At 70.7% G+C, this 24,335-nt stretch carries 20 protein-coding genes and 1 tRNA gene; 1 reads left to right on the top strand and 20 read right to left on the bottom strand.

Annotated features, from left to right (window positions below):
- Positions 1 to 57: 57 nt before the first annotated feature.
- Positions 58 to 2,742: a DNA polymerase I gene (polA, locus tag GQR16_RS03500; protein ID WP_157413775.1), complete on the bottom strand. Its 2,685-nt coding sequence runs from the start codon at positions 2,740 to 2,742 to the stop codon at positions 58 to 60.
- Positions 2,743 to 2,843: 101 nt separating this feature from the next.
- Complete coding sequence (locus GQR16_RS03495) at positions 2,844 to 3,449, bottom strand: ANTAR domain-containing response regulator (protein WP_067876153.1); 606 nt, start codon at positions 3,447 to 3,449, stop codon at positions 2,844 to 2,846.
- Positions 3,450 to 3,485: 36 nt separating this feature from the next.
- Here GQR16_RS03495 and GQR16_RS03490 point away from each other — a divergent pair.
- Positions 3,486 to 3,568, top strand: a tRNA-Leu gene (locus GQR16_RS03490).
- 99 nt (positions 3,569 to 3,667) lie between these two features.
- Here the strand turns inward: GQR16_RS03490 and GQR16_RS03485 are convergent.
- The 18 genes from GQR16_RS03485 to fmt all read right to left on the bottom strand — a co-directional run bounded on the left by GQR16_RS03485 (position 3,668) and on the right by fmt (position 24,253).
- On the bottom strand, positions 3,668 to 4,561 hold the full coding sequence (locus GQR16_RS03485; RefSeq protein WP_246200461.1) for an alpha/beta fold hydrolase: 894 nt from the start codon (positions 4,559 to 4,561) through the stop codon (positions 3,668 to 3,670).
- Between the two features lie 190 nt (positions 4,562 to 4,751).
- A complete protein-coding gene (gene pyk / locus GQR16_RS03480) occupies positions 4,752 to 6,167 on the bottom strand; it encodes a pyruvate kinase (RefSeq protein ID WP_157413773.1) in 1,416 nt (471 codons plus the stop codon).
- 80 nt (positions 6,168 to 6,247) lie between these two features.
- Positions 6,248 to 7,705, bottom strand: a complete 1,458-nt coding sequence (locus GQR16_RS03475) for a glutamate synthase subunit beta (protein WP_157413772.1) — start codon at positions 7,703 to 7,705, stop codon at positions 6,248 to 6,250.
- Positions 7,698 to 12,224, bottom strand: a complete 4,527-nt coding sequence (gene gltB, locus GQR16_RS03470) for a glutamate synthase large subunit (RefSeq protein ID WP_157413993.1) — start codon at positions 12,222 to 12,224, stop codon at positions 7,698 to 7,700. Before gltB ends, GQR16_RS03475 begins: the two co-directional genes overlap by 8 nt.
- A 160-nt stretch (positions 12,225 to 12,384) precedes the next feature.
- Positions 12,385 to 13,383, bottom strand: a complete 999-nt coding sequence (gene lgt / locus GQR16_RS03465) for a prolipoprotein diacylglyceryl transferase (protein WP_157413771.1) — start codon at positions 13,381 to 13,383, stop codon at positions 12,385 to 12,387.
- 56 nt (positions 13,384 to 13,439) lie between these two features.
- Positions 13,440 to 14,225, bottom strand: coding sequence for a tryptophan synthase subunit alpha (trpA, locus tag GQR16_RS03460; RefSeq protein ID WP_157413770.1), 786 nt, complete (start codon positions 14,223 to 14,225; stop codon positions 13,440 to 13,442).
- Positions 14,222 to 15,430, bottom strand: coding sequence for a tryptophan synthase subunit beta (gene trpB, locus GQR16_RS03455; RefSeq protein WP_157413769.1), 1,209 nt, complete (start codon positions 15,428 to 15,430; stop codon positions 14,222 to 14,224). The genes trpA and trpB overlap by 4 nt, the downstream gene beginning before the upstream one ends.
- Before the next feature lies 1 nt (position 15,431).
- Positions 15,432 to 16,202, bottom strand: a complete 771-nt coding sequence (trpC, locus tag GQR16_RS03450) for an indole-3-glycerol phosphate synthase TrpC (protein WP_157413768.1) — start codon at positions 16,200 to 16,202, stop codon at positions 15,432 to 15,434.
- Between the two features lie 3 nt (positions 16,203 to 16,205).
- Positions 16,206 to 16,436 carry a DUF6704 family protein gene (locus tag GQR16_RS03445; RefSeq protein WP_157413767.1) on the bottom strand — a complete coding sequence of 77 codons (231 nt, stop codon included), beginning with the start codon at positions 16,434 to 16,436 and terminating at the stop codon, positions 16,206 to 16,208.
- Positions 16,437 to 16,470: 34 nt separating this feature from the next.
- Positions 16,471 to 17,256, bottom strand: a complete 786-nt coding sequence (locus GQR16_RS03440; protein WP_157413766.1) for a Trp biosynthesis-associated membrane protein — start codon at positions 17,254 to 17,256, stop codon at positions 16,471 to 16,473.
- Positions 17,253 to 18,779, bottom strand: a complete 1,527-nt coding sequence (locus GQR16_RS03435) for an anthranilate synthase component I (protein WP_157413765.1) — start codon at positions 18,777 to 18,779, stop codon at positions 17,253 to 17,255. The genes GQR16_RS03440 and GQR16_RS03435 overlap by 4 nt, the downstream gene beginning before the upstream one ends.
- 12 nt (positions 18,780 to 18,791) lie before the next feature.
- Positions 18,792 to 19,157 carry a phosphoribosyl-AMP cyclohydrolase gene (gene hisI, locus GQR16_RS03430; protein ID WP_157413764.1) on the bottom strand — a complete coding sequence of 122 codons (366 nt, stop codon included), beginning with the start codon at positions 19,155 to 19,157 and terminating at the stop codon, positions 18,792 to 18,794.
- Positions 19,154 to 19,915, bottom strand: coding sequence for an imidazole glycerol phosphate synthase subunit HisF (hisF, locus tag GQR16_RS03425; protein ID WP_157413763.1), 762 nt, complete (start codon positions 19,913 to 19,915; stop codon positions 19,154 to 19,156). The genes hisI and hisF overlap by 4 nt, the downstream gene beginning before the upstream one ends.
- A gap of 7 nt (positions 19,916 to 19,922) precedes the next feature.
- Entirely contained in the window at positions 19,923 to 20,780 is an 858-nt protein-coding gene (hisG, locus tag GQR16_RS03420) for an ATP phosphoribosyltransferase (protein WP_157413762.1), read from the bottom strand.
- A 44-nt stretch (positions 20,781 to 20,824) separates the two neighbouring features.
- Positions 20,825 to 21,088 (bottom strand): phosphoribosyl-ATP diphosphatase, encoded by a 264-nt coding sequence (locus GQR16_RS03415; protein WP_055857598.1) that lies wholly within the window; start codon positions 21,086 to 21,088, stop codon positions 20,825 to 20,827.
- Positions 21,085 to 21,780: a ribulose-phosphate 3-epimerase gene (gene rpe, locus GQR16_RS03410; protein ID WP_157413761.1), complete on the bottom strand. Its 696-nt coding sequence runs from the start codon at positions 21,778 to 21,780 to the stop codon at positions 21,085 to 21,087. Before rpe ends, GQR16_RS03415 begins: the two co-directional genes overlap by 4 nt.
- Positions 21,781 to 21,878: 98 nt before the next feature.
- Positions 21,879 to 23,321 carry an RsmB/NOP family class I SAM-dependent RNA methyltransferase gene (locus GQR16_RS03405; RefSeq protein ID WP_157413760.1) on the bottom strand — a complete coding sequence of 481 codons (1,443 nt, stop codon included), beginning with the start codon at positions 23,319 to 23,321 and terminating at the stop codon, positions 21,879 to 21,881.
- Complete coding sequence (gene fmt / locus GQR16_RS03400) at positions 23,318 to 24,253, bottom strand: methionyl-tRNA formyltransferase (RefSeq protein ID WP_157413759.1); 936 nt, start codon at positions 24,251 to 24,253, stop codon at positions 23,318 to 23,320. Before fmt ends, GQR16_RS03405 begins: the two co-directional genes overlap by 4 nt.
- Positions 24,254 to 24,335 lie beyond the last annotated feature (82 nt).

Genomic DNA, 24,335 nt, shown 5'->3' with positions numbered 1-24,335 from the left:
GATCGCTGCATTCGCCACGGCGGCACGCACGGGCGCCTCCCGCTCGTGCGTCGGCGCTCAGTGCGCCGCGTGCTCCCAGTCGCGACCGCGGCCGACGGAGACGTCGAGCGGGACGAGCAGGTCGGCCGCCGACGCCATGCGGTCGCGCACGACGGTCTCGAGGGTCTCGGACTCGCCCTCGGCGACCTCGAAGATGAGCTCGTCGTGCACGGTGAGGAGCATGCGGCTCGCCATGCCGCGCGAGGCGAGCTCGGCCTCGACCGTGGTCATCGCGATCTTCATGATGTCGGCCGCCGACCCCTGGATCGGCGAGTTGAGCGCCGCCCGCTCGGCGTTCTCGCGGTGCACGCGGTTCGGGCTCGTGAGGTCGGGGAACGGACGCCGCCGACCGAAGATCGTCTCGGTGTACCCGTCGATGCGGGCCTGCTCGACGACGCCGCGGAGGTAGTCGCGCACCGCGCCGAACCGCTCGAAGTACTCCTTCATGAGCTGCGTCGCCTCTGCACGATCGATGCGCAGCTGCTTCGAGAGGCCGAATGCGCTGAGCCCGTACGCCAGGCCGTACGACATGGCCTTGACCTTCGTGCGCATGAGCGGCGTGACGTCGACGGGATCGACGCCGAAGACGCGCGCACCGACGAAGCGATGCAGGTCTTCGCCCTCGTTGAACGCCTCGATGAGGCCGGGGTCGCCGGAGAGGTGCGCCATGATGCGCATCTCGATCTGGGAGTAGTCGGCGGTCAGCAGCTCGACGTACTCGGTGCCGTGGCGGAACGCCTTGCGGATGCGGCGGCCGTCTTCGGTGCGGGTCGGGATGTTCTGCAGGTTCGGGTCGTTCGAGGACATGCGCCCCGTGGCGGCCCCGATCTGCCCGTACGACGTGTGGATGCGCCCGTCGGCTGCGATCGCCTTGTCGAGCGACTCGACGATCTGCCGCAGCTTCGTCGCGTCGCGGTGCTCGAGCAGGTAGCCGAGGAACGGGTGCGGGTTGGACTCCTGGAGGTCGACCAGCGCACTCGCGTCGGTCGTGTAGCCGGTCTTCGTCGCACGGGTCTTGGGCATCGCGAGCTGGTCGAAAAGCACCTCCTGGAGCTGCTTCGGCGAGCCGAGGTTCACCTCCCGGCCGATCTCGGCGTACGCGGCCGCGGCGAGTGCCGCGGCGCGATCGCCGAGCTCGGCGGACAGCGCGCCGAGCTCGCCGTGATCGACCGTGACCCCGCGGAGCTCCATGGCGGCGAGCACCGGCACGAGGGGCATCTCGACGTCGGCGAGCAGCGTGCGGGTGCTCTCGGGCAATGCGCGGAGCACGACGGGGGCGAGGCGAAGCGTGTACCAGGCGTACTCCGGAGCACCGGCGTCGGACCCCTCCTCCGGCACGAGGAGCGACGGATCTGCCTGCGGCAGCTTCTCGCCGAGGTGCACGTCGACCAGGTCGGCGAGCGAGCGCTCGGTGAGGTTCGGGCGCAGCAGCCAGCCCGCGACGAGCGTGTCGAGCACGAGGCCGTCGACCTCGAGCCCCGACCGCGCGATGGCCTTCAGCTGCCCCTTCGCGTCGGTCATGATCTTCGGAGAGGCGCTCGCCAGCCATCGTGCGAACGGCGCGACGGCCTCGTCGTCGGCACGCCACGACAGGCGCACGCTCTCGTCGGAGGTCGCGATGCCCGCGCCGATGACGACGCCCTCGAGCACGTCGAGGCTGAGGCCGAGACCGGCCGGCTCCGCGACGACCGCTCGCTCGAGCCACTCCGCGAGGACATCGCCCGTGAGCGCCTGGGATGCGGGTGCCTGCGGGGCGCTGACGGCCGGCGCCTCGACCTCGGCGGATGCAGCGCCGGCGGCGCCGGCGGCGGGCGCGTCGACGAGCTTCGCCAGGCGCTCGAGCAGGGTGCGGAACTCGAGTCGCTCGAACAACGGCCGCACCTCGTCGATGACGATCGGCTTCGCCGCCAGCGAGTCGAGTTGCACGTCGAGCTCGACGTCGGTCACGAGGCGGTTCAGGCGCCGGTTGCGCTCGGCGTTCTCGCGCTGGTCGCGGAGGTTCTGCCCCACGACGCCCTTGATCTCGTCGGCGTGCGCGAGGATGCCCTCGAGGTCGCCGTAGAGCCCGAGCCACTTCACGGCGGTCTTCTCGCCGACCTTCGAGATGCCGATGAGGTTGTCGCTGGACTCGCCGACGAGAGCGGCGACATCGGGATACTGCTCGGGCCGGATGCCGTAGCGCTCCACGACCGCTGCCGGGTCGTAGCGCTTGAGCTGCGACACGCCCTGCGTGTTCGGGTAGAGCAGCGTGACGTCGTCGTTCACGAGCTGGATCGTGTCGCGGTCGCCGGAGACGAGCAGCACCCGGTAGCCGTCGGCCCGACCGCGTGCGGCGAGGGTCGCGAGGATGTCGTCGGCCTCGAAGTCCTCCTTCTCGAGCGTCGTGATGCCCATGGCCTGCAGCGCCTCCTGGAGGAGCGGCACCTGGCCCTTGAACTCCACGGGCGTCTCGCCGCGCGTGCCCTTGTACTCGGGGTACTCGCGGGTGCGGAACGAGGCGCGCGACATGTCGAACGCGACCGCGAGGTGGGTCGGGTTCTCGTTCGCGAGGAGCAGGAGCAGCATCGAGAGGAAGCCGTGGATGGCGTTCGTGTGCTGCCCGTCGCGCGTGGTGAAGCTGTCGACCGGAAGTGCGTAGAACGCCCGGAATGCCAACGAGTGGCCGTCGATCACGAGAAGGGTGGGCTTGTCTGCGTCTGGCACCCGCCAAGCCTACAAGCGGCCACCGACAGCGATTCACCCCGGAGACGGCGGATGCCGCGACGAGGCGTCTCGTCGCGGCATCCGTGGGTCGTGCGGGTGGTCTACTTCTTCGCGGCCAGCTGTTCGATGATGGCCTGCGAGACGTCCTTCATGGTGAGGCGACGGTCCATCGATGCCTTCTGGATCCAGCGGAACGCCTCGGGCTCGGTGAGGCCCATCTTCTCGTTCAGCAGGCCCTTGGCCCGGTCGACGAGCTTGCGCGTCTCGAAACGCTCGACGAGGTCGCCGACCTCGGCCTCGAGCGCGATGATCTGGGCGTAACGAGCGAGGGCGATCTCGATCGCCGGCAGCAGGTCGTTCGGCGTGAACGGCTTCACGACGTACGCGAGTGCGCCCGCCTCGCTCGCGCGCTCGACGAGCTCCTTCTGGCTGAACGCCGTGAGCAGCACCACCGGGGCGATGTGGCCCTTCGAGAGGCGCTCGGCCGCCGAGATGCCGTCGAGCTGGGGCATCTTGACGTCCATGATGACGAGGTCGGGGCGGAGCTCGGTGGCGAGCTGGACCGCAGTCTCTCCGTCACCGGCCTCACCGACGACTTCATAGCCGTTGTCGCGGAGGATCTCGACGATGTCGAGACGAATCAGCGACTCGTCCTCTGCCACGACGACGCGGCGAGGGGCCGACTGGGTCTGTTCCGTGTCTGTCACGGAGGAAAGCCTACGGTATTCTGAGCGAGGCCTCTGGCCGGTGTGGCGGAATGGCAGACGCGGAGCACTCAAAATGCTTTGCCCGAAAGGGCGTGTGGGTTCGACCCCCACCACCGGCACGTAGATGGCGCGACGACCCCTCGGTCGGTTCGTCGGGCACGCGGATGTCTCGGGCTGAGCGCACCGAGGCAGCACGGCTCCTCCTCCGATCAGCCGTCTCAACCCTGCGCGTCACCCTCCTTCGCCGGCGGATGATGCGTGCCGCGGTGGATCTCGTACACGCGGCTGTGCCCGGGCGAGTCGGGGTCGTCGACGATCGGCCGGTCGTGCATGAAGAGCCGGATCACGTTCGCCAGTTCGCCCGGATGGCTGAAGTTGATGGCGTGCGCCGCTCCCTCGATCCTCACCACGAGCACATGGTTGTCGGTCTGGCCCGCGACCTCCTGCACGCGCGCCGGCCCGGGCATCAGCGGGTCGCGATCGCCGAGCACCGCGAGCGTGGGGATCTGCAGTTCGAGCAGCCGCTCGACCGACGGGTAGGTCGTGAGCGCACGGAACATCCGCACGGTGCTGGGCACGCCGAAGCGCACGTAGTCGGGCGTGACCACGCGCATGAGGCGCGCGGGCTCACGTGCGCCGTCGCGACTGATCTGGCCCATGGCGCGGCGCAGCGGCTGGTTGAACAGCCCGCCCGCCGGCGACACCAGCACCGCCCGGTCGATGCGATCGGGATACCGGTACGCGAACTCGCAGATGACGGGGCAGCCCATCGAATTGCCCACCAGGGTCGCACGCTCCACCCCGCGATCGTCGAGGAACCGTACCGCGGCCCGCGCGAGATCGGGCACGTCGAGCGCATCGGCGACCTTGCCGCTCCGCCCGAACCCCGGAAGGTCGGGCACGAGCGTGTGGTACTCCCCCGCCAGCCGTTCGGCCGTCGGCAGGAGGTAGCGGCCCGACAACCCGAATCCGTGGACGTGGAGCATGACCGGGGCCTCTGGCGGTTGCGGGGACTCGCGGTAGAACACGTCGACTCCGTCGACGACCGTCCAGCGCTCGGCCAGGCTCGACGCCGGACGCCGTGGTGCGCGTCGCTCTCGCTTCGGCGACATCATCCGCCTCCCTCACCGAGGCGGGCGTCGACGTGGCAACAACGTGCACGGCACCCGGAATCGACCACCATGACGGCAGTCTGCCACTCCTCGCCTCACGGCACACCCTCGATTTCGGGGGTGTCGTCGGGGAGACGACGAAGGCCCGGTCGCTCCCGAGAACGGGAGCGACCGGGCCTCGGCGCTTCGCTCAGAGCACCTCGCCGACGACGTGCACGCGCACGTCGTTGGTGGTGCCGGGGATTCCGGGAGGGGATCCGGAGATGATGACGACCTTCTCGCCCTTCTCGGCGCGACCCGTGCGGCCGAGCGCCTCGTCGACCTGGCCGACCATCTGGTCGGTGTGGGTGACGCGCTCGACGACGAAGGACTCGACGCCCCAGTTCAGGGCCATGCGACGACGGATCGCGGGGTCGGGCGTGAACGCGAGGATCGGGATGTCGGAGCGCAGGCGCGACATGCGGCGCACCGTCTCACCCGACTCGGTGAACACGCAGAGGTACTTCGCCTCGACGAAGTCGGCGACCTCGACGGCGGCGAGCGTGATCGCGCCGGCCTGCGTGCGGGGCTTCGTGCCGAGCGGCGCGATGCGCTCGAGGCCGTGCTTCTCGGTGGACTCGACGATGCGGGCCATGGTCTGGACCGTGATGACGGGGTACTCCCCCACGCTGGTCTCGCCCGAGAGCATGACCGCGTCGGCGCCGTCGAGGATCGCGTTCGCGACGTCGGAGGTCTCGGCGCGCGTCGGCACCGGGCTGTGGATCATCGACTCGAGCATCTGCGTCGCGACGATGACCGGCTTCGCCAGACGGCGTGCGATCTCGACGGCGCGCTTCTGCACGATCGGCACGGCCTCGAGCGGCAGCTCCACGCCGAGGTCGCCACGGGCGACCATGATGGCGTCGAACGCCTCGGTGATCTCCTCGAGCGCCTCGACGGCCTGCGGCTTCTCGATCTTGGCGACGACGGGAACGCGACGGCCCACCTCGTCCATGATCTCGTGCACGCGCTCGATGTCGGCGGCGTTCCGCACGAAGGAGAGCGCGATGAGGTCTGCACCGAGCTCGAGGCCCCAGCGCAGGTCGGCCTCGTCCTTCTCCGACAGCGCGGGCACGTTGACCGCGACGCCGGGCAGGTTGATGCCCTTGTTGTTCGAGACGGGGCCCGCGACGATGACCTTCGTGGTGACCACGACGCCGTCGGTCTCGACGACCTCGACGCGCACCTTGCCGTCGTCGATGAGCAGGAAGTCGCCGGGCTTCACGTCCTGGGGCAGGCCCTTGAACGTCGTGCCGACCAGTTCCTTGGTGCCGACCACGTCTTCGGTCGTGATCTTGAAGATGTCGCCCTCGGCGAGATCGTGGGGGCCGTCGGCGAACTTGCCGAGGCGGATCTTGGGACCCTGCAGGTCGACCAGCACCGCGACGGCCTTGCCGCTGTCGTTCGCGGCCTTCCGCACGTTCTGGTAGACGCCCTCGTGCACGTCGTAGCTGCCGTGGCTGAGGTTCATGCGCGCGACATCGACTCCCGCATCGATGATCGCCCGGATCTGCTCGTAGCTCGATGTCGCCGGCCCGAGGGTGGCGACGATCTTCGCTCGTCTCATGTGGTTGTGCTCCAAGCTGTCTCCGCGCCGGGGCGCGGGTTGGGGGTGTTTTCGGGTGACGCGCTGGCGGCGCGACGTGATCAGATGGCGAACGCGCGAGCGGTCGCCGGCACGGGACTCGGCAGGTCGGTCTTCCCTTCAAGGTACCGGTCGACGGCGGATGCCGCAGCACGGCCTTCGGCGATCGCCCACACGATGAGCGACTGCCCGCGCCCCGCGTCTCCGGCGACGTAGACGCCCGGAAGCGAGGTCGCGTAGTCGGCGTTGCGCGCGAAGTTCCCGCGCGTGTCGGCGGGGATCGAGAGCTGCTCGTCGGTCAGCGCGGTCTCGGGCCCGGTGAAGCCGAGCGCGAGCAGCACGAGGTCGGCGGGGAGCTCGCGCTCGGTGCCGGCCTTCGGCACGCGGCGGCCGTCGACGAACTCGGTCTCGGCGATGCGGATCGCCCGGAGCTCGCCGTTCTCGTTCGCGAGGAACTCGACGGTCGAGGCGAGGTACTGGCGCTCGCCGCCCTCTTCGTGGGCGCTCTGCATCTCGAACAACGTCGGGTGCAGCGGCCACGGCTGGTGGTCGGGGCGGCTCTCGCCCGGCTGCTTGCCGATGGCGAGGTTCGTCACCGAGAGCGCACCCTGGCGGTGCGCGGTGCCGATGCAGTCGGCGCCGGTGTCGCCGCCGCCGAGCACGATCACGTGCTTGCCCTCTGCGGTGATCTGGTCGTAGACCTGGTCACCGGCGACGGCTCGGTTCGACTGCGTCAGGTACTCCATGGCGAAGTGCACGCCGGGCAGGTCGCGCCCCGGGATCGGCAGGTCGCGCGGCACCATCGCGCCCGTGGCGACCACGACCGCGTCGTAACGCTCGCGGAGCTGCGCCCACGTGATGTCCACGCCGATGTCGACGCCTGCACGGAAGCGCGTGCCCTCGGCGGTCATCTGCGCGATGCGCAGGTCGATGTGCTTCTTCTCCATCTTGAAGTCGGGGATGCCGTAGCGCAGCAGGCCGCCGATGCGGTCGTCGCGCTCGTACACGGCGACCGTGTGGCCTGCACGCGTGAGCTGCTGGGCTGCGGCGAGGCCTGCGGGGCCGGAGCCGACGACCGCGACGGTCTTGCCGGTGAGGCGCCCAGGAGGCTGGGGCTGGACCCAGCCGCTGCCGAACGCCTGGTCGATGATCGAGACCTCGACCTGCTTGATGGTGACCGCGGGCTGGTTGATGCCGAGCACGCACGCCGACTCGCACGGGGCCGGGCAGAGGCGACCCGTGAACTCGGGGAAGTTGTTCGTGGCGTGGAGGCGCTCGATCGCCGCGCGTCCCTCACCGCGGTACATCAGGTCGTTCCACTCGGGGATCAGGTTGCCCAGCGGGCAGCCCTGGTGGCAGAACGGGATGCCGCAGTCCATGCAGCGACCCGCCTGACGGCGGAGCTGGGCGGGATCGCCCTGCTCGTAGACCTCCTTGAAGTCCATGATGCGCACCGGCACGGGACGCCGCTTGGGCAGTTCGCGCTCGGTGACTTTCAGAAAGCCCTTCGGGTCAGCCACCCGTCACCTCCAGGATTCGTGTCCAGACCACGTCGCCGTCGGGGTCGAGCCCCTCGTCGACCGCGCTCTGGCGGGTGCGGAGCACTGCGGCGTAATCGCGCGGCAGCACCTTGGTGAAGCGTTCGAACGCGGCATCCCCTGCGGCGAGCAGGGCGGCGGCCACCGTCGAATCGGTGTTGGCGACGTGCTGTTCGAGCAGGTCGCGGACGATCTCGCGATCGGCGCTGCCGAGGGGGTGCAGTTCGAGCTCGCCGGTCTGCAGCGACTCGATGTTGACCCGCTCGGAGCGGAGGTCGTGCACGTACGCCGTGCCGCCCGACATTCCGGCGCCGAGGTTGCGCCCGGTGTCGCCGAGGATGAGCGCGAGGCCGCCGGTCATGTACTCGAGCGCGTGGTCGCCCACGCCCTCGACCACGGCGGTGGCACCCGAGTTGCGAACGAGGAACCGCTCGCCGACGATGCCGCGGATGAACATGCTGCCGCGCGTCGCGCCGTAGCCGATCACGTTTCCGGCGATGACGTTGCGCTCGGCGGCGAATCCGCTGTCGCGCGCGGGACGCACGACGATCTGACCGCCCGAGAGCCCCTTGCCGACGTAGTCGTTGGAGTCGCCCTCGAGTCGCAGCGTGATGCCGCTGGGCAGGAATGCGCCGAGGCTCTGGCCGGCGGAGCCGGTGAGCGTGACGTCGATCGATCCCGTCGGCAGGCCGTGCTCGCCGTGACGCACGGTGACCTCGTGGCCCAGCATGGTGCCGACGGCGCGCTCGGTGTTCTTCACGGGCAGCTCGATCTCGACCGTGCCGCCGTCTTCGAGCACGACCGCGCTGCGGCGGATGAGCTCGTTGTCGAAGTGCTTGTCGAGCTCGTGGTCCTGCGTGCGGAGGTTGCGACGCGGGTCGGCGTCCGAGAAGTCGGGGCCGACGAGCACGGGCGTCAGGTCGAGTCCGGACGCCTTCCAGTGGTCGACCGCGCGGTCGATGTCGAGCAGTTCGCGGCGGCCGATGATCTCGTCGATCGAGCGGTAGCCGAGCTCCGAGAGGTACTCGCGCACCTCCTGGGCGATGAACTCGAAGAAGTTGACGACGAACTCGGGCTTGCCCGTGAACCGCTTGCGCAGCTCGGGGTTCTGCGTCGCGACGCCCACCGGGCAGGTGTCGAGGTGGCAGACGCGCATCATGACGCAGCCCTGCACGACGAGCGGTGCCGTGGCGAAGCCGAACTCCTCCGCACCGAGCAGCGCACCGATGATGACGTCGCGACCGGTCTTCAGCTGCCCGTCGACCTGCACGACGACGCGGTCGCGCATCGCATTCAGCATCAGCGTCTGCTGGGTCTCGGCGAGGCCGAGCTCCCATGGCGTGCCGGCGTGCTTCAGCGAGTTGAGCGGGCTCGCGCCCGTTCCGCCGTCGTGGCCGGAGACCAGGATCACGTCGGCCAGCGCCTTCGCGGTTCCGGCCGCGACCGCGCCGATGCCCGACTGGCTCACGAGCTTGACGTGGACACGGGCGTTCGGGTTCGCGCGCTTGAGGTCGAAGATCAGCTGCTTGAGGTCTTCGATCGAGTAGATGTCGTGGTGCGGGGGCGGGGAGATGAGGCCGACGCCGGCCGTCGCGTGACGGGTGCGCGCAACCCACGGGTACACCTTGGTCGGGGGCAGCTGACCGCCCTCGCCCGGCTTCGCGCCCTGAGCGAGCTTGATCTGGATGTCGTCGGCGTGCGTGAGGTACATGCTCGTCACGCCGAACCGTCCGGAGGCGACCTGCTTGATCGCGCTGCGACGCTCGGGGTCGAGCAGCCGCTCGACGTCTTCGCCGCCCTCGCCGGTGTTCGACTTCGCACCGAGCCGGTTCATCGCGATCGCGAGCGACTCGTGCGCCTCCTTCGAGATCGAGCCGTAGCTCATCGCGCCCGTCGAGAATCGCTTGACGATCGACTCGACGGATTCGACCTCGTCGATCGGCACCGCGGGGCGCGTGCCGTTGCGCAGCGCGAAGAGACCGCGGATGGTCATCAGCTCTTCGGCCTGCGAATCGACGAGCGAGGTGTACTCGCGGAAGATGTCGTAGCGACGGTTGCGCGTCGAGTGCTGGAGTCGGAAGACCGTCTCGGGGTTGAAGAGGTGCGGCGAGCCGTCGCGGCGCCACTGGTACTCGCCGCCGGTCGAGAGCCGCTCGTGCGCACGCACGGCGACGTCTTCGGGGTAGGCGGCACGGTGGCGCGCGAGGTTCTCGGCCGCGACCACGTCGATGCCGACGCCGCCGAGCTTGGAGACCGTGCCGGTGAAGTACTCCGCGATGAAGTCCTGCGCGAGGCCGACGGCCTCGAAGGCCTGGGCGCCGGCGTACGACGAGATGGTCGAGATGCCCATCTTCGACATGATCTTGAGCACGCCCTTGCCGAGCGCGTAGATCACGTTGCGGACGGCCTTCTCGGGGGTGACGCCCGTGATGACGCCCGAACGGACGAGGTCTTCGCACGTCTCCATGGCGAGGTACGGGTTCACCGCCGAAGCGCCGAAGCCCACGAGGAGCGCGACGTGGTGCACCTCGCGGACGTCGCCCGCCTCGACCACGAGGCCGACCTCCATGCGGGTCTCGGAGCGGATGAGGTGGTGGTGCACGGCCGAGAGCATGAGCAGCGACGGGATCGGCGCGAATTCGGCGGTCGAGTCGCGGTCGCTCAGCACGACGAAGCGCGCACCGTCGGCGATGGCCTGGTCGGCCTCGACGCAGAGTTCGTCGAGTCGGGCACGCATCGCCTCGGGGCCGTCGTCGACCCGGTAGAGGCCCTTCAGCGTCTTGGTGGTGCGCGCACCGCCCGCACGGGGGTCGATGTGGACGATCTTGGCGAGCTGGTCGTTGTCGATCACGGGGAAGTCGAGCGAGACCTGCCGCGCGTGATCGGCGCCCTGCGCGAGCAGGTTGTGCTCGGGGCCGAGCGACGTGCCGAGCGAGGTGACGACGGCTTCGCGGATCGAGTCGAGCGGCGGGTTCGTGACCTGCGCGAACTGCTGCGTGAAGTAGTCGAAGAGCAACCGCGGGCGCTGCGACAGCACGGCCACCGGGGTGTCGGAGCCCATCGCACCGAGCGGCTCGGCTCCCGTGCGCGCCATGGGCGCGAGCAGGATCTTCACCTCCTCCTCGGTGTAGCCGAAGGTGCGCTGTCGTCGGTTCACGGATGCGGGCGGGTGCACGATGTGCTCGCGCTCGGGCAGGTCGGCCAGGCGGATCCGGCCCTCGTCGAGCCAGTCGGCCCACGGGGCGGATGCCGCGAGGTCGGCCTTGATCTCGTCGTCCTCGATGAGGCGACCGGCCTCGGTGTCGACGAGGAACATGCGTCCGGGCTGCAGACGGCCCTTGCGCACGACCTTGGAGGAGGCGACCTCGAGCACGCCGATCTCGCTCGCGAGCACCACGAGCCCGTCGTCGGTGACGACGTACCGGCCCGGGCGGAGCCCGTTGCGGTCGAGCGTCGCGCCGACGAGCGACCCGTCGGTGAAGACGATTGCGGCGGGGCCGTCCCATGGCTCCATGAGCATCGAGTGGTACTCGTAGAACGCGCGGCGCTCGGGCGAGATCTCGGTCTGGTTCTCCCAGGCCTCGGGCACCATCATCATGATCGCGTGCGGCAGGCTGCGGCCGGCGAGCGTCAGCAGCTCGACGACCTCATCGAACGACGCGGAGTCGCTCGCGCCGGGCGTGACGATGGGCAGGATCGGGTCGAGGTCGCCGAGCAGCTCGGACTCGAGCTGCGACTGGCGCGCCCGCATCCAGTTGCGGTTGCCCTGGATGGTGTTGATCTCGCCGTTGTGCGCGATCATGCGGAACGGCTGGGCCAGCGGCCACGACGGGAACGTGTTCGTCGAGTACCGCGAGTGCACGAGCGCGAGCTTGGACGCGAAGCGCTCGTCGGAGAGGTCGGGGTAGAACGGCTCGAGCTGGAGCGTCGTGACCATGCCCTTGTAGACCATGGTGCGGCACGAGAGCGACATGAAGTAGAGCTCGAGCTCGCGCTCGGCGCGCTTGCGCAGACGGAAGGCGAGCCGGTCGAGGGCGATGCCCGAGAGGCGGCGGCCCTTCTCGTCGGCCGCGGCCGACTGCACGAAGAGCTGGTGCACGGCCGGCATGGCCGCGCGGGCGAGCGTGCCGAGCTCCTCGGGGCGCACCGGCACCTCGCGCCAGGCGATGATGTCGAGCCCCTCGGACTCGGCGATCGCGCGCAGGCTCTGCTTGATCCTCGAGCGGAGGCTCGGGTCGATCGGGAGGAACGCGTTGCCGACGGCGTACGAACCCTCTGCGGGCAGCTCGACGTCGACGACGGCGCGCAGGAACTCGTCGGGGATCTGCGTGATGATGCCCGCGCCGTCGCCGGTGCCGGCGTCGGAGCCGATGGCGCCGCGGTGCTCGAGGTGGCGCAGCGCTTCGAGCGCCGTCGCGATGATGTCATGACCTGCGGTGCCGCGGAGGGTCGCGACCATCGCGAGACCGCAGGCGTCCTTCTCGGCGGCAGGGTCGTACATGCCCTGGGCTGCGGGGATCGAACCGAACCTCGCGAAGGGTGGAGTGAGCGACACGTGTGACCGTCCTCATCTACTAGGTGGCAGCGGGGGACGACGTCGGCCCAGCGGAGAGAGTGGCGACGCAAGGTGCGGCGTCGCTGCGGAGAACGAGGCGGAAGGCCTAGGGGGTGGTGGACCTGTGCGAGCTTGTGGCCGCGGTCTCGCCCTCGATGTTCTCACTCTCGACCTCGTTGTCGAGAGAGTCGGAGTCGGACTCAGTTTCGTCCGAGTCTAGCGCAGCGTCGGGGCCCTTCCATTCACGGCCCGGAACGTAGGGGGTGACCTCCGAACCGGTGTGACGGCGGTGCTGCACGATGAGCAGGATCACGCCGACGAGGATCGCGGCGAACGACGCCCAGACGTTGACGCGGATTCCGAGGAACATCTCGCTCGGGTCGAGTCGGATCGACTCGAGGAACGAGCGACCGAGGCCGTACCAGATGAGGTACACGGCGAAGGCGCGGCCCCAGCGCATGTTGAACGCGCGCTCGAGCAGCAGGATGGCGGCGACGCCCGCGAGGTTCCAGACGATCTCGTAGAGGAACGTGGGGTGGAACAGCGTGCCGTCGGCGAGGCCGGCGGGGAAGGCGGCGTTGTCGGAGGAGATCTCGAGACCCCACGGCAGGTCGGTGGGTGCGCCGAAGAGTTCGTGGTTGAACCAGTTGCCGAGTCGGCCGGCGGCCTGCGCGAGCAGGAGACCTGGGGCGAGTGCGTCGGCGAACGAGAGGAAGCGGATGCCGGTCAGGCGGCAGCCGATGAGCACACCCACAGCGCCGCCGAGGAGCGCACCGTAGATGGCGTTGCCGCCCTCCCAGATGTTCCAGATCGCGCCGGGTTCGAGCGGGTTCCAGACGTTGGCGCCCTCGTAGAAGTAGTCGCCGGGGTGCGTGAAGACGTGGTAGAACCGGGCGCCGATGATGCCGAGCGGCACGGCCCAGAGCGCGATGTCGATGACGACACCGGGTTCGGCCCCGCGCTTCGTCAGGCGCCGCGAGGTGACGATGACCGCCAGGATGATGCCCACGAGGATGCAGATCGCATACATGTGGATCGTGAACGGCCCCACCTGGAACGACTGCCACTCGGGACTCGGGCTGGGAATGCTCAGCGGTGCGATCACGCGGACTGCTGCCTTTCTTCGGGGGCTTCGGCCACTCGGGCCTCAGTCAGCGTACTTCACTCGGAACGCGTGCCGCGCGCGAGGTCGGCGGCCAGCGCGCCCGCCGCGGCGACCCCGCCCTCGGCCAGTGCCTTCACGAGCGCGGAGCCGACGATGGCGCCCTGCGCGTACTCGAGCACCTCGGCCACCTGCGCGGCCGTCGAGATGCCGACGCCGACGCAGCTCGCTTCGGCACCGGCCTCGCCCAGACGGGTGACCAGCGTGCGGGCGGCGGCATCGACATCCGATCGCGCACCGGTGATGCCCATGGTCGAGACGGCGTAGACGAACCCGCGGCTCGCCTCGATCGTGCGCACGAGGCGCTCGTCGGTCGAGGTCGGGGCGGCGAGGAAGACGCGGTCGAGGCCGGTGCGCTCGGAGGCAGCGATCCAGTCGGCGCCCTCGTCGGGGATGAGGTCGGGCGTGATGAGGCCCGCTCCCCCGGCCGCGGCGAGGTCGTCGGCGAACCGGTCGACGCCGTACTGCACGACGGGGTTCCAGTAGGTCATGAGCAGCACCGGGGCATCGACTCGCTCGGTGACGCGGCGGACCGCCTCGAACCCGTGCGAGAGCCGGAACCCGTTGGCGAGGGCCTGCTGGGTGGCGGCCTGGATGACGGGGCCGTCCATGACCGGGTCGGAGTACGGCAGACCGAGCTCGAGCACGTCGACGCCGTTCTCGACCAGCGCGACCGCGGCCTCGACGCTCTCGTCGAGCGTGGGGAACCCGACGGGCAGGTAACCGATGAGGGCGCCGTTCGCCTCGTCGTTGCGGCGGCGGATGACGGGGGCGACCGTTCTCACTTGGCGTCCTCCTGGTCGTAGAGCTCGAAGTACTTCGCCGCGGTGTCCATGTCCTTGTCGCCGCGACCCGAGAGGTTCACGAGGATCGTCGCCTCGGGGCCGAGCTCCCGGCCGAGCTCGAGCGCGCCGGCGAGGGCGTGCGCCGACTCGATCGCGGGGATGATGCCCTCGGTGCGCGTCAGAAGGCGCAGCGCCTGCATCGCGGCGTCGTCGGTCACGGGCCGGTACTCGGCCCGCCCGATCGCGGAGAGCCAGGAGTGCTCGGGGCCGACGCCCGGGTAGTCGAGGCCGGCCGAGATCGAGTGCGACTCGATGGTCTGGCCGTCTTCGTCTTGGAGCATGTAGCTGCGTGCGCCGTGCAGGACGCCGGGGCGGCCCTTGGTGATGGTCGCGGCATGGCGGGGCGTGTCGACGCCTTCGCCGCCGGCCTCGAAACCGTAGATCTTCACGTCGGTGTCGTCGAGGAAGGCGTGGAAGAGCCCGATCGCGTTCGAGCCGCCGCCGACGCAGGCCGCGATCGCCGTCGGGAGCGAACCCGTGAGATCGAGCACCTGCTGGCGGGCCTCTTCGCCGATGATCTTCTGGAAGTCGCGCACCATCTCGGGGAACGGGTGCGGGCCGGCGACGGTGCCGAAGATGTAGTTGGTGGTCTCGACGTTCGTGACCCAGTCGCGCATGGCGTCGTTGATCGCGTCCTTCAGGGTGCGCGACCCGGTCTTGACGGCGATGACCTCGGCGCCGAGCAGGCGCATGCGCGCCACGTTGAGCGCCTGGCGCTCGGTGTCGACCTCGCCCATGTAGATCGTGCAGTCGAGGTCGAAGAGCGCGGCCGCCGTCGCGGTCGCCACGCCGTGCTGGCCGGCCCCGGTCTCGGCGATCACGCGCGTCTTGCCGATGCGCTTGGTGAGCAGCGCCTGCCCCAGCACGTTGTTGATCTTGTGCGAACCCGTGTGGTTCAGGTCTTCGCGCTTCAGGATGATGCGGGCACCGCCGGCGTGCTTCGCGAAGCGCGGCACCTCGGTGATGATCGACGGACGCCCCGTGTAGCTGCGGCCGAGCTCGGCCAGCTCCTCGGCGAACGCCGGATCGAGCTTCGCGAGGTCGTAGGCCTCGCCGAGCTGGTCGAGGGCGGCGATGAGGGATTCGGGCACGAAGCGCCCACCGAAATCGCCGAAGTACGGACCGGTCTGCGCTCTGAGCGCCATGTCACACCGCCAGGAATGCTGAGAGGTTGGCCATCGGGTCGCCCGTGACGAGCGCTTCGCCCACGAGGACGGCGTCGGCGCCGGCCGCGCGGTAGTGCGCGACATCCGCCGCGGAGAGCACCGCGGACTCGGCGACGCGGATGGCATCTGAGGGGAATCGGTCGGCGAGCCGGCCGAAGAGGTCGCGATCGAGCTCGAAGGTCGAGAGGTCGCGGGCGTTGACGCCGATGAGGCGCGCGCCGATCGCCTTCGCACGCTCGAGCTCGTCGGCCGAGTGCGTCTCGACGAGCGGGGTCATGCCGAGCGAGGTGATGAGCGCGAACAGTTCGCGGAGCGTCGCGTCGTCGAGCGCCGCGACGATGAGCAGCACCAGGTCGGCGCCGGCCGCGCGGGCCTCGAACACCTGGTACGGCGTCGCGATGAAGTCCTTGCGCAGCACGGGGATCGACACGGCCGCGCGAACGGCCTCGAGGTCGTCGAGGGATCCCTTGAACTTGCGGCCCTCGGTGAGCACGCTGATGGCGCTCGCGCCGCCGAGCTCGTAGAGGCGGGCGAGTTCGGCGGGATCCTCGATGCTCGCGAGCGCACCGCGCGACGGGCTTGCGCGCTTGATCTCGGCGATCACCTTGACATGCGACGCCGGTTGCAGGGACTGCAGGGCGTCGAGCGCGGGTGCGCGATCGAGCGCGGCGCGCTCGACGACCTCGAGCGGCCGGAGTTCACGGCGCGCGAGAGCGTCGGCGACGGAGTTCGCCGTCAGATCGGCGAGCACGCGTCAGTGCGCCTTCGCAGCGACCTTGTCGCCGCCGACACCGTAGCCGGCACGCGCGAGCAGCCAGCCGACGATGAGCCCGATGAGGACGATGCCGGCCGAGGCCCACACGAGCCACGCGAGCTCGAACCAGAAGGCGAGCGTGCCGATCGTGAAGCCGATGAGCATGATGATGACGGCGGTCCATGCCGCGGGCGAGTGTCCGTGGCCGGGGTCTGCGGTCTCAGTGCTCATGTTGCTCCTTCGTGCTGGGGGGTTCGCCGCAAGTCTAGCGGCTGGGTTCGGTCGGGCTCTCACGCCCGTCGCGAGTGGCGCCATCTCCACCGGGCTCGACGGCGGACGCTGCGGGCGTCTCTGCGGCGAGGTCGTCGGTGGGGTCGTCGCCGCGGCTGAGTTCGTCCCACGCGTCGACGGCGCGGTCGGAGGCCCGCCGACGGGCGTCGGTCTCGGGCAGTGCGCGCTCGGCGGACGCCTCGGGCGCCTCGCCCGAGCCTCCGCCCTCGTGGGCGTCACCGACGGCGGCATCCGCGTCGGCGAGCTGCGTCGTCGAGTAGCGTCGCGACGAGCCGGGCCAGCGTGCGCCGGTGACGAGTGCCGCGATCGCGGCGCCCACGACGAGCACGCCGCCCGCGATCGCGATCCACGGCCACACGGTGGGCTCGACGGATGCCACGAGCTCCGCCGTCGGCCCTGCACCTGCGACGCCCGTGGCATCCGTCACCGCGGGCGCGACGGCCTTGACCGGGTCGCCGAGGGCGATGACGCTCGCGAGCACGATCGACCCGCCGAGGAGCACCTGGATCACCGCGAGGACGACACGGATGAACGGACCAGCGATCGCGAGCGCCGCGACGAGCGCGAGCCCCGCGAGGCCGAGCGCAGCGAGCGCCGGCGAGGCGATGCCGCCGCCGACCTCGATCGGCCGGCCGCCGCCCTGCGTCACCGGGTCGAGGATGCGAAGCTCGAACCACGTCTGGCTCCACGAGAGCAGTGCGAGTCCGGCGCCGACGAGCGCGAGCAGCAGCGTGATCGACTTGAGTCGCCCGCCGCTCACGGGATGCTCCGCAGGGCGTTCGCGACCGCGACGGCACGAAGCGGGGCCGCGGCCTTGTTGCGCGACTCCTCGAACTCGGACTCGGCGACCGAGTCGGCCACGAGCCCGGCTCCGGCCTGCACGCGCGCGACTCCCCCGCTGATGGTCGCGGTGCGGATCGCGATCGCGAGGTCGGCGTCGCCTCCGAAGCCGAAGTAGCCGACGACACCGCCGTAGAGGCCGCGCTGGGCGGGCTCCAGCTCGTCGATGATCTCGAGCGCGCGGGGCTTCGGCGCGCCCGACAGCGTGCCGGCCGGGAACGTCGCCCGGAACACGTCGACGGCGTTCGCCTTCGGCGCGAGGTCGCCCTCGACCGACGAGACGAGGTGCATGATGTGGCTGAACCGCTCGACGCGCATGAACTCGGTGACCTCGACCGAGCCGGCACGGCACACCTTGGCCAGGTCGTTGCGGGCGAGGTCGACGAGCATGAGGTGCTCGGCCTGCTCCTTGGGATCGGCGACGAGCTCCGCCTCGAACTCGGCATCGGCCTCGGGCGTGGACCCGCGCGGCTTCGAGCCGGCGATGGGATGCGTGAACACCCGGCCCTGCTGCACTTTGACGAGCGCCTCGGGAGAGGATCCGACGATGTGGATGGGCTCGCCCGCGGCATCCGAGACATGCACGAAGTACATGTACGGGCTGGGGTTCAACGTGCGCAGCACGCGGTAGACGTCGATCGGATCGGCCACGACCTCGTGGTCGAAGCGCTGCGAGACGACGACCTGGAAGACGTCGCCCTCGCGGATGTACTCGCGCGAGCGCTCGACCGCGTCGAGGAAGTCGGCCTGCTCGGTGCGGTGCGTCGGTGCGGCGGCCACCTCGAGGTCGATCGTCGCGAGATGCGCCTCGGACGGCCGCGAGAGGTCGCGCTGCATGCGATCGAGCCGCTCCTGCGCACCGACCCACATGGCGTCGGGCTCGTCGACGCCGTCGTTGAGCACGGATGCCACGAGCTGCACCGTGCCCGTGCGGTGATCGATGACCGCGAGCTCGGCGACGAAGCAGAACGCCTGGCCGGGCATGTCGAAGTCGGCCGGCGGACGGTTCGGCAGGTGCTCGATCTGGCGGATCGCCTCCCAGCCGATGAAGCCGACGAGACCGCCCGTGAGGGGCGGTGCACCAGGCACGTCGTCGGAGCGCCAGCGTTCGTACAGCGACTCCAACGCGGCGAGCGGCTCGAGGTCGGCGGCGTCGCCGAGGGCGCGGGCGGCGTCGAGGCCGTGACCGTGGTCGTCCCACTGCACCCGCCCGTCGTGCTCGGCGAGCACGCCGTACGACGAGACCCCGACGAACGAGTACCGCGACCAGATGCCGCCCTGCTCGGCGGACTCGAGCAGGAACGTGCCCGGCCGGTCTCGTGCGAGCTTGCGGTAGATGCCGACCGGCGTCTCGCCGTCGGCGAAGAGCTCCCGCACGACGGGCACGACGCGTCGGCCGGGCAGCAGGGCCCGGAACTCGTCGAACGTGGTGGTGGCTGTCACGCGGGCTCCTCGTCAGTCGGCGGGCGGGAAGCCCTGGACGACCTCGAGCGGGTCGCCCACGAAACAGGTGCGGGTGCCGGTGTGGCACGCGACGCCGATCTGCTCCACGGTCACGAGCAGCGTGTCGGCGTCGCAGTCGAGCGCGGCGGCGCGCACGTACTGCGCGTGGCCCGAGGTGTCGCCCTTGCGCCAGTACTCCTGGCGCGAGCGCGACCAGAACGTCACGCGACCCTCGGTGAGCGTGCGACGCATCGCCTCGCGGTCCATCCAGCCGAGCATGAGCACCTCGCCGGTGCCCTCCTGCTGGATGACCGCCGGCAGCAGTCCGTCGGCGTTGAACGCCGCCCGGTCGAGTGCGGTCTCGACAGCGTCGCTCATCGCACGATCCTTCCGTCTGCCGCGAGGGCGGCCTTCACCTCGCCGATGGTGAGCTCGGCATTGTGGAACACGGATGCCGCGAGCACCGCGTCGGCGCCGACCGCGACGGCCGGCGCGAAGTGCTCGACCGCTCCGGCCCCGCCAGAGGCGATCACAGGCACGGTCGACACTTCGTGCATGAGGGCGACGAGCTCGAGGTCGAAGCCCGCCTTGGTGCCGTCGGCGTCGATCGAGTTGACGAGCAGTTCGCCCGCGCCGAGTTCGATCGCCTGCCGCGCCCATTCGAGCGCGTCGAGGTCGGTCTCGGCGCGGCCGCCGTGCGTCGTGACGACGAACCCGGACTCGGTTCGCTCGGAGCGCTTCACGTCGAGCGAGAGCACGAGCACCTGCGCGCCGAAGCGGTCGGCGATCTCGCCGATGAGGGCCGGGCGCGCGATCGCGGCGCTGTTGACGCCGACCTTGTCGGCACCGTGGCCGAGCAGGCGCGCGACATCGTCGTTCGAGCGGATGCCGCCGCCCACCGTGAGCGGGATGAACACCTGCTCGGCGACGCGCTGCACCATGTCGTAGGTGGTGGCCCGATCGTCGACCGTGGCCGTGACGTCGAGGAAGGTGAGCTCGTCGGCTCCCTGCTCGCCGTAGCGCGCGGCGAGCTCGACGGGGTCGCCGGCGTCGCGGAGGTTCTCGAAGTTGACGCCCTTGACGACGCGGCCTGCCGCCACGTCGAGGCACGGGATCACACGGATCGCGAGCGACATCTCCGCCTCACAACCGCGCAGCGTGGATCGCGCTCACGAGGATCGCGCGGGCGCCGATCGCGTAGAGCTCGTCCATGACGTGGTTCATGTCGACGCGCGGGATCATAACCCGCACGGCGACCCACTCGGGGTCGTGCAGCGGCGACACGGTCGGCGACTCGAACCCGGGAGCGGCGGCCGTGGCGCGCTCGAGGTGCGCGAGGGGCACGTCGTAGTCGAGCAGCACGTAACGGCGGGCCACGAGCACGCCCTGCAGGCGCCGCACGAGCGTCGCGGTGCCCGGCTGCTCGGTCGGAGAGCTCACCAGGACCGCGCTGGACTCGAGGATGACCGGGCCGAAGATCGACAGGCCGGCCTTGCGGAGCGTGGTGCCGGTCTCGACGACGTCGGCGATCGCGTCGGCGACGCCCAGCCGGACCGCCGACTCGACGGCCCCGTCGAGCGGCACGAGCGTGGCGTCGACGCCGGCGTCGGCGAGGAACTTGCCGACGAGGCCGGCGTAGCTCGTCGCCACGCGCACGCCCTGGAGGTCGGACAGCTCGCGGAACCGGTCGGCGTTGCCGGCGAAACGGAAGGTCGATCGCGCGAACTCGAGCTCGGCGGTCTCGGTCGCGACCGATCCCGAGTCGATCAGGAGGTCGCGCCCGGTGATGCCGACGTCGAGCGCGCCCGAGCCGACGTACGTCGCGATGTCACGCGGCCGCAGGTAGAAGAACTCGACGCCGTTGCGGGCGTCGACCACGTGGAGCTCCTTCGTGTCGCGGCGGCCGGTGTAGCCGGCCTCGGCGAGCATCTCGGCGGCGGTCTCGGAGAGCGAGCCCTTGTTGGGCACGGCGATGCGCAGGAGCACTGGTGAATCGGTCATGAGGTGCTTTCGTTCGGAACGAGCAGTCGATGCAGAGGCGAACGTCAGAGATGTCGGTACACGTCGGCGGGCGAGAGCCCCTTCGCGAGCATGAGCACCTGCAGGTGGTAGAGCAGCTGCGAGATCTCTTCAGCAGCTTCGTCGTCGGTCTGGTACTCGGCGGCCATCCACACTTCGGCCGCTTCCTCGACGATCTTCTTTCCGATGGCGTGCACGCCTGCATCGAGCTCGCGCACGGTGCCGGAACCCTCTGGACGGGTGCGGGCCTTCTCGCTGAGCTCGACGAAGAGTTCGTCGAATGTCTTCACGCCTTCAGACTACCGGTGCCCGGGAGCGCCCCATGCCGATGTGTCGCCGCGAGGTCGCGGAGCGCGGTGATGCGCTCGGCCGGGACCTCGGCGCCGAAGACCGCCGAGCCCGCGACGAACGTATCGGCCCCCGCCTCGGCGGCGATGCCGATCGTGTCGAGCGAGATGCCGCCGTCGACCTGGAGCCAGACGTCGAGCCCCGCGGCGCGCACGGCGCCCGCCACCTGGCTGAGCTTCGGCATCGTCTCGCGCATGAACGACTGGCCGCCGAACCCGGGCTCGACGGTCATGATCAGGACCTGGTCGAACTCGGGCAGCAGGTCGAGGTAGGGCCCGGCATCCGTTCCGGGCTTCAGGGCGATGCCGGCACGTGCGCCGATCTCGCGCAGTCGACGTGCGAGCCGCACCGGCTCGTCGGTCGCCTCGGCGTGGAAGGTCACCGAGTACGCACCGAGTTCGGCGTAGCCCGGAGCCCAGCGGTCGACATCCGAGATCATCAGGTGGACGTCGAGCGGGATCGGGCTGACGTCCTGCAGACGGCCCACCATCTGGGGGCCGAACGTGAGGTTCGGCACGAAGTGGTTGTCCATGACGTCGACGTGCACGAGGTCGGCGCTCGCGATGCGCGCGAGCTCCGACTCGAGGTTCACGAAGTCGGCAGCGAGGATGCTCGGGTTGATCCGCGTCGTCATGCGCCCAGCCTATCGAGGCCCCGACCGGGGTCGGGCGCGTGTGCCGCGCGGCGCCCGCCCAGTGCGGTGCGGGGTGGCTCAGTGCGGCGCTGGGCGGCTCAGGCGGCCGGAACCCGTCGCACGAGCGCGATGAACATCGCGTCGGTGCCGTGCCGGTGCGGCCAGAGCTGCACGGCCGTCTCGCCCGCAGCCAGGTCGAGCGGATGCCGCGACACGCCCTGCACGACGGCGGCGGCGTCGAGCGACTCGGCCTCGCCGCCCCAACGGGCGAGCGCCGCACCGAGCGAACCGTGGGTCTCGGCCGTGTGCGGGGAGCAGGTCACGTAGGCGAGCACACCGCCCGGCGCGAGCGCTGCGAAGGCCGCGTCGAGCAACTGGCCCTGGAGGAGGGTGAGCTCGGCGACATCCTGCGGACGCTTGCGCCAGCGCGCCTCGGGCCGGCGGCGGAGCGCCCCGAGGCCCGTGCACGGCGCGTCGAGCAGGATCCGGTCGAAGCCGCCGGGTGCACCGAACGCGGCGGCATCGAGGTCGCGGCCGTCGCCGACGCGGACGTCGACCTCGAGCGGCACGCCGGCGATCGCCGAGCGCACGAGATCGGCGCGCACGGGCACGACCTCGTTGGCCGCGAGCACAGCGCCGCCCGCGAGCGCCTCCGCGGCGAGCACGGCGGTCTTGCCGCCCGGGCCCGAGCAGAGGTCGAGCCAGCGCTCCCCCGGTCGCACCGGCAGGGCGCGGCTCAGCGCGAGCGCTGCGAGCTGGGATCCCTCGTCCTGCACGCGGATGCGGCCGTGGCCGGCCTCGACCACCGGGATGGGGTCGTTCGCGGTCGCACCGATCGGCGAGTACTCGTTCGGGGCGAACCCGTCGACCTCCTGGGCGATGCCCTCGTCGACGAGACCGGGGAGCAGCGCGAGGTTCACGCGCGGCGACGAGTTGTCGGCCTGCAGGAGCGCCTCCAGCTCGTCGGCACGCCCCTCGCGCTCGAGTGCGGCGCGCAGTGCCCGCACGACCCAGGTCGGGTGGCTCTCGAGCCGGGCCAGGCGCTCGTCCTCGTTCGACGCGCCCTCGGCCACGAGCTCGCGCCAGGCGTCGGCATCGGTACGGGACACCGTGCGCAGCACCGCGTTGACGAACCCCGCCGCCTTCGGTGCGACCGAACGCGCGAGGTCGACCTGTTCGTTCACGGCCGCGTGGGTCGGCACGCGGGTCGCGAGCAACTGGTGCGCGCCGAGGCGCAGCACGTCGAGCACGGCCGGGTCGATCGCGTCGGCCGGGCGGTCGGCCGCGAGCTCGATCACGCGGTCGTAGTACCCCTGCCGACGCAGCGTGCCGTACGTCAGCTCGGTGGCCAACGCGGCATCCGCCTGGGACAGCCTCGCCCGTCGGATGCGTGCGGGGAGCAGCAGGTTGGCGTACGCCTCGTCGATGCGAACCGCCTCGAGCACCTCGAACGCCACGCGACGCGACGGCGAGATCTTCGGCGGGCGTGCTGCATCCGGTCGGCGGCGGCCTCCGCGCGCCTGACCTCGCTGCTCGCTCATTCGGCCACCACCCCGTCCCGTCCGGATCCGCGCCACCAGTCGGCGGCCGCCATGCCCGTGCGGCCGGCCGGCTGCACGCGTCGCACCTCGAGCGGCGCATCGGCCGTGCCGATGTGGAGACTCCGACCGCTCGCGGCGAGTTCGCCCGGGCGCAGGCCCGTGGCGGGTGCCGAGGCGCCTGCGGGCGAGAGCTCGAGCACCTTGACGCGCTGCCCGTCGATCGTCGTCCATGCGCCGGGCTCGGGCGTCACGCCCCGATGGCGTGCGAGCACCGCCGCGGCGGGCAAGGACCAGTCGAGGCGCGCATCGTCGATGCCGAGCTTCGGGGCGAACGACGGCTCGCCGACCTGCGGCGACGCTCCGGCCGAGCCGTCGGCGATGCCGTCGACGACGTCCGCGAGGAGCTCCGCACCCGAGACGGCGAGCTCGTCGAGCAGCGTGCCGGCCGTGTCGTCGGCCACGACCGGACGCCGGAGTTCGGCGAACACGTCGCCGGCATCCAGTTCGGGCACGAGCTGGAACACGGCCGCGCCGGTCTCGGACTCGCCCGCGATGAGCGCGTGCTGCACGGGCGCGGCGCCGCGCCACGCCGGCAGCAGCGAGAAGTGCAGGTTGATCCAGCCATGCGTCGGCGTCGAGAGCAGGGGCTCGCGCACGAGGCCGCCGTAGGCGACGATCACGCCGAGATCGGGTTCGGATGCCGCGATGCGCGCCGTGGCGTCGGCATCGAGCCGCGCGGCCTCGACGATCGGGAGCCCGAGCCGCTCGGCCGCCTGCGCCACCGGCGAGGGTGTGAGCACGCGCTTGCGCCCGAGCGGCGCGGCCGGACGGGTGACCACCGAGACGATCTCATGCCCGCTCGCGGCGAGCCGTTCGAGCGAGGGGACGGCGGCCGCCGGAGTACCGGCGAAGACGAGTCGGAGCTTCTGCACACTCCATTGTCGCCGACGGCGTGCGATCGGCGTGCGGATCGATGCTCGCACGGCATCAATGCTCGGCGATCCATGCGATACG

The sequence above is a fragment of the Agromyces allii genome, assembly GCF_009749385.1.
GTDB classification, from domain to species: Bacteria; Actinomycetota; Actinomycetes; order Actinomycetales; family Microbacteriaceae; genus Agromyces; species Agromyces allii.
Note: the sequence above shows the minus strand (reverse complement) of the source record. Positions and strands in the feature narration are given on the sequence as shown.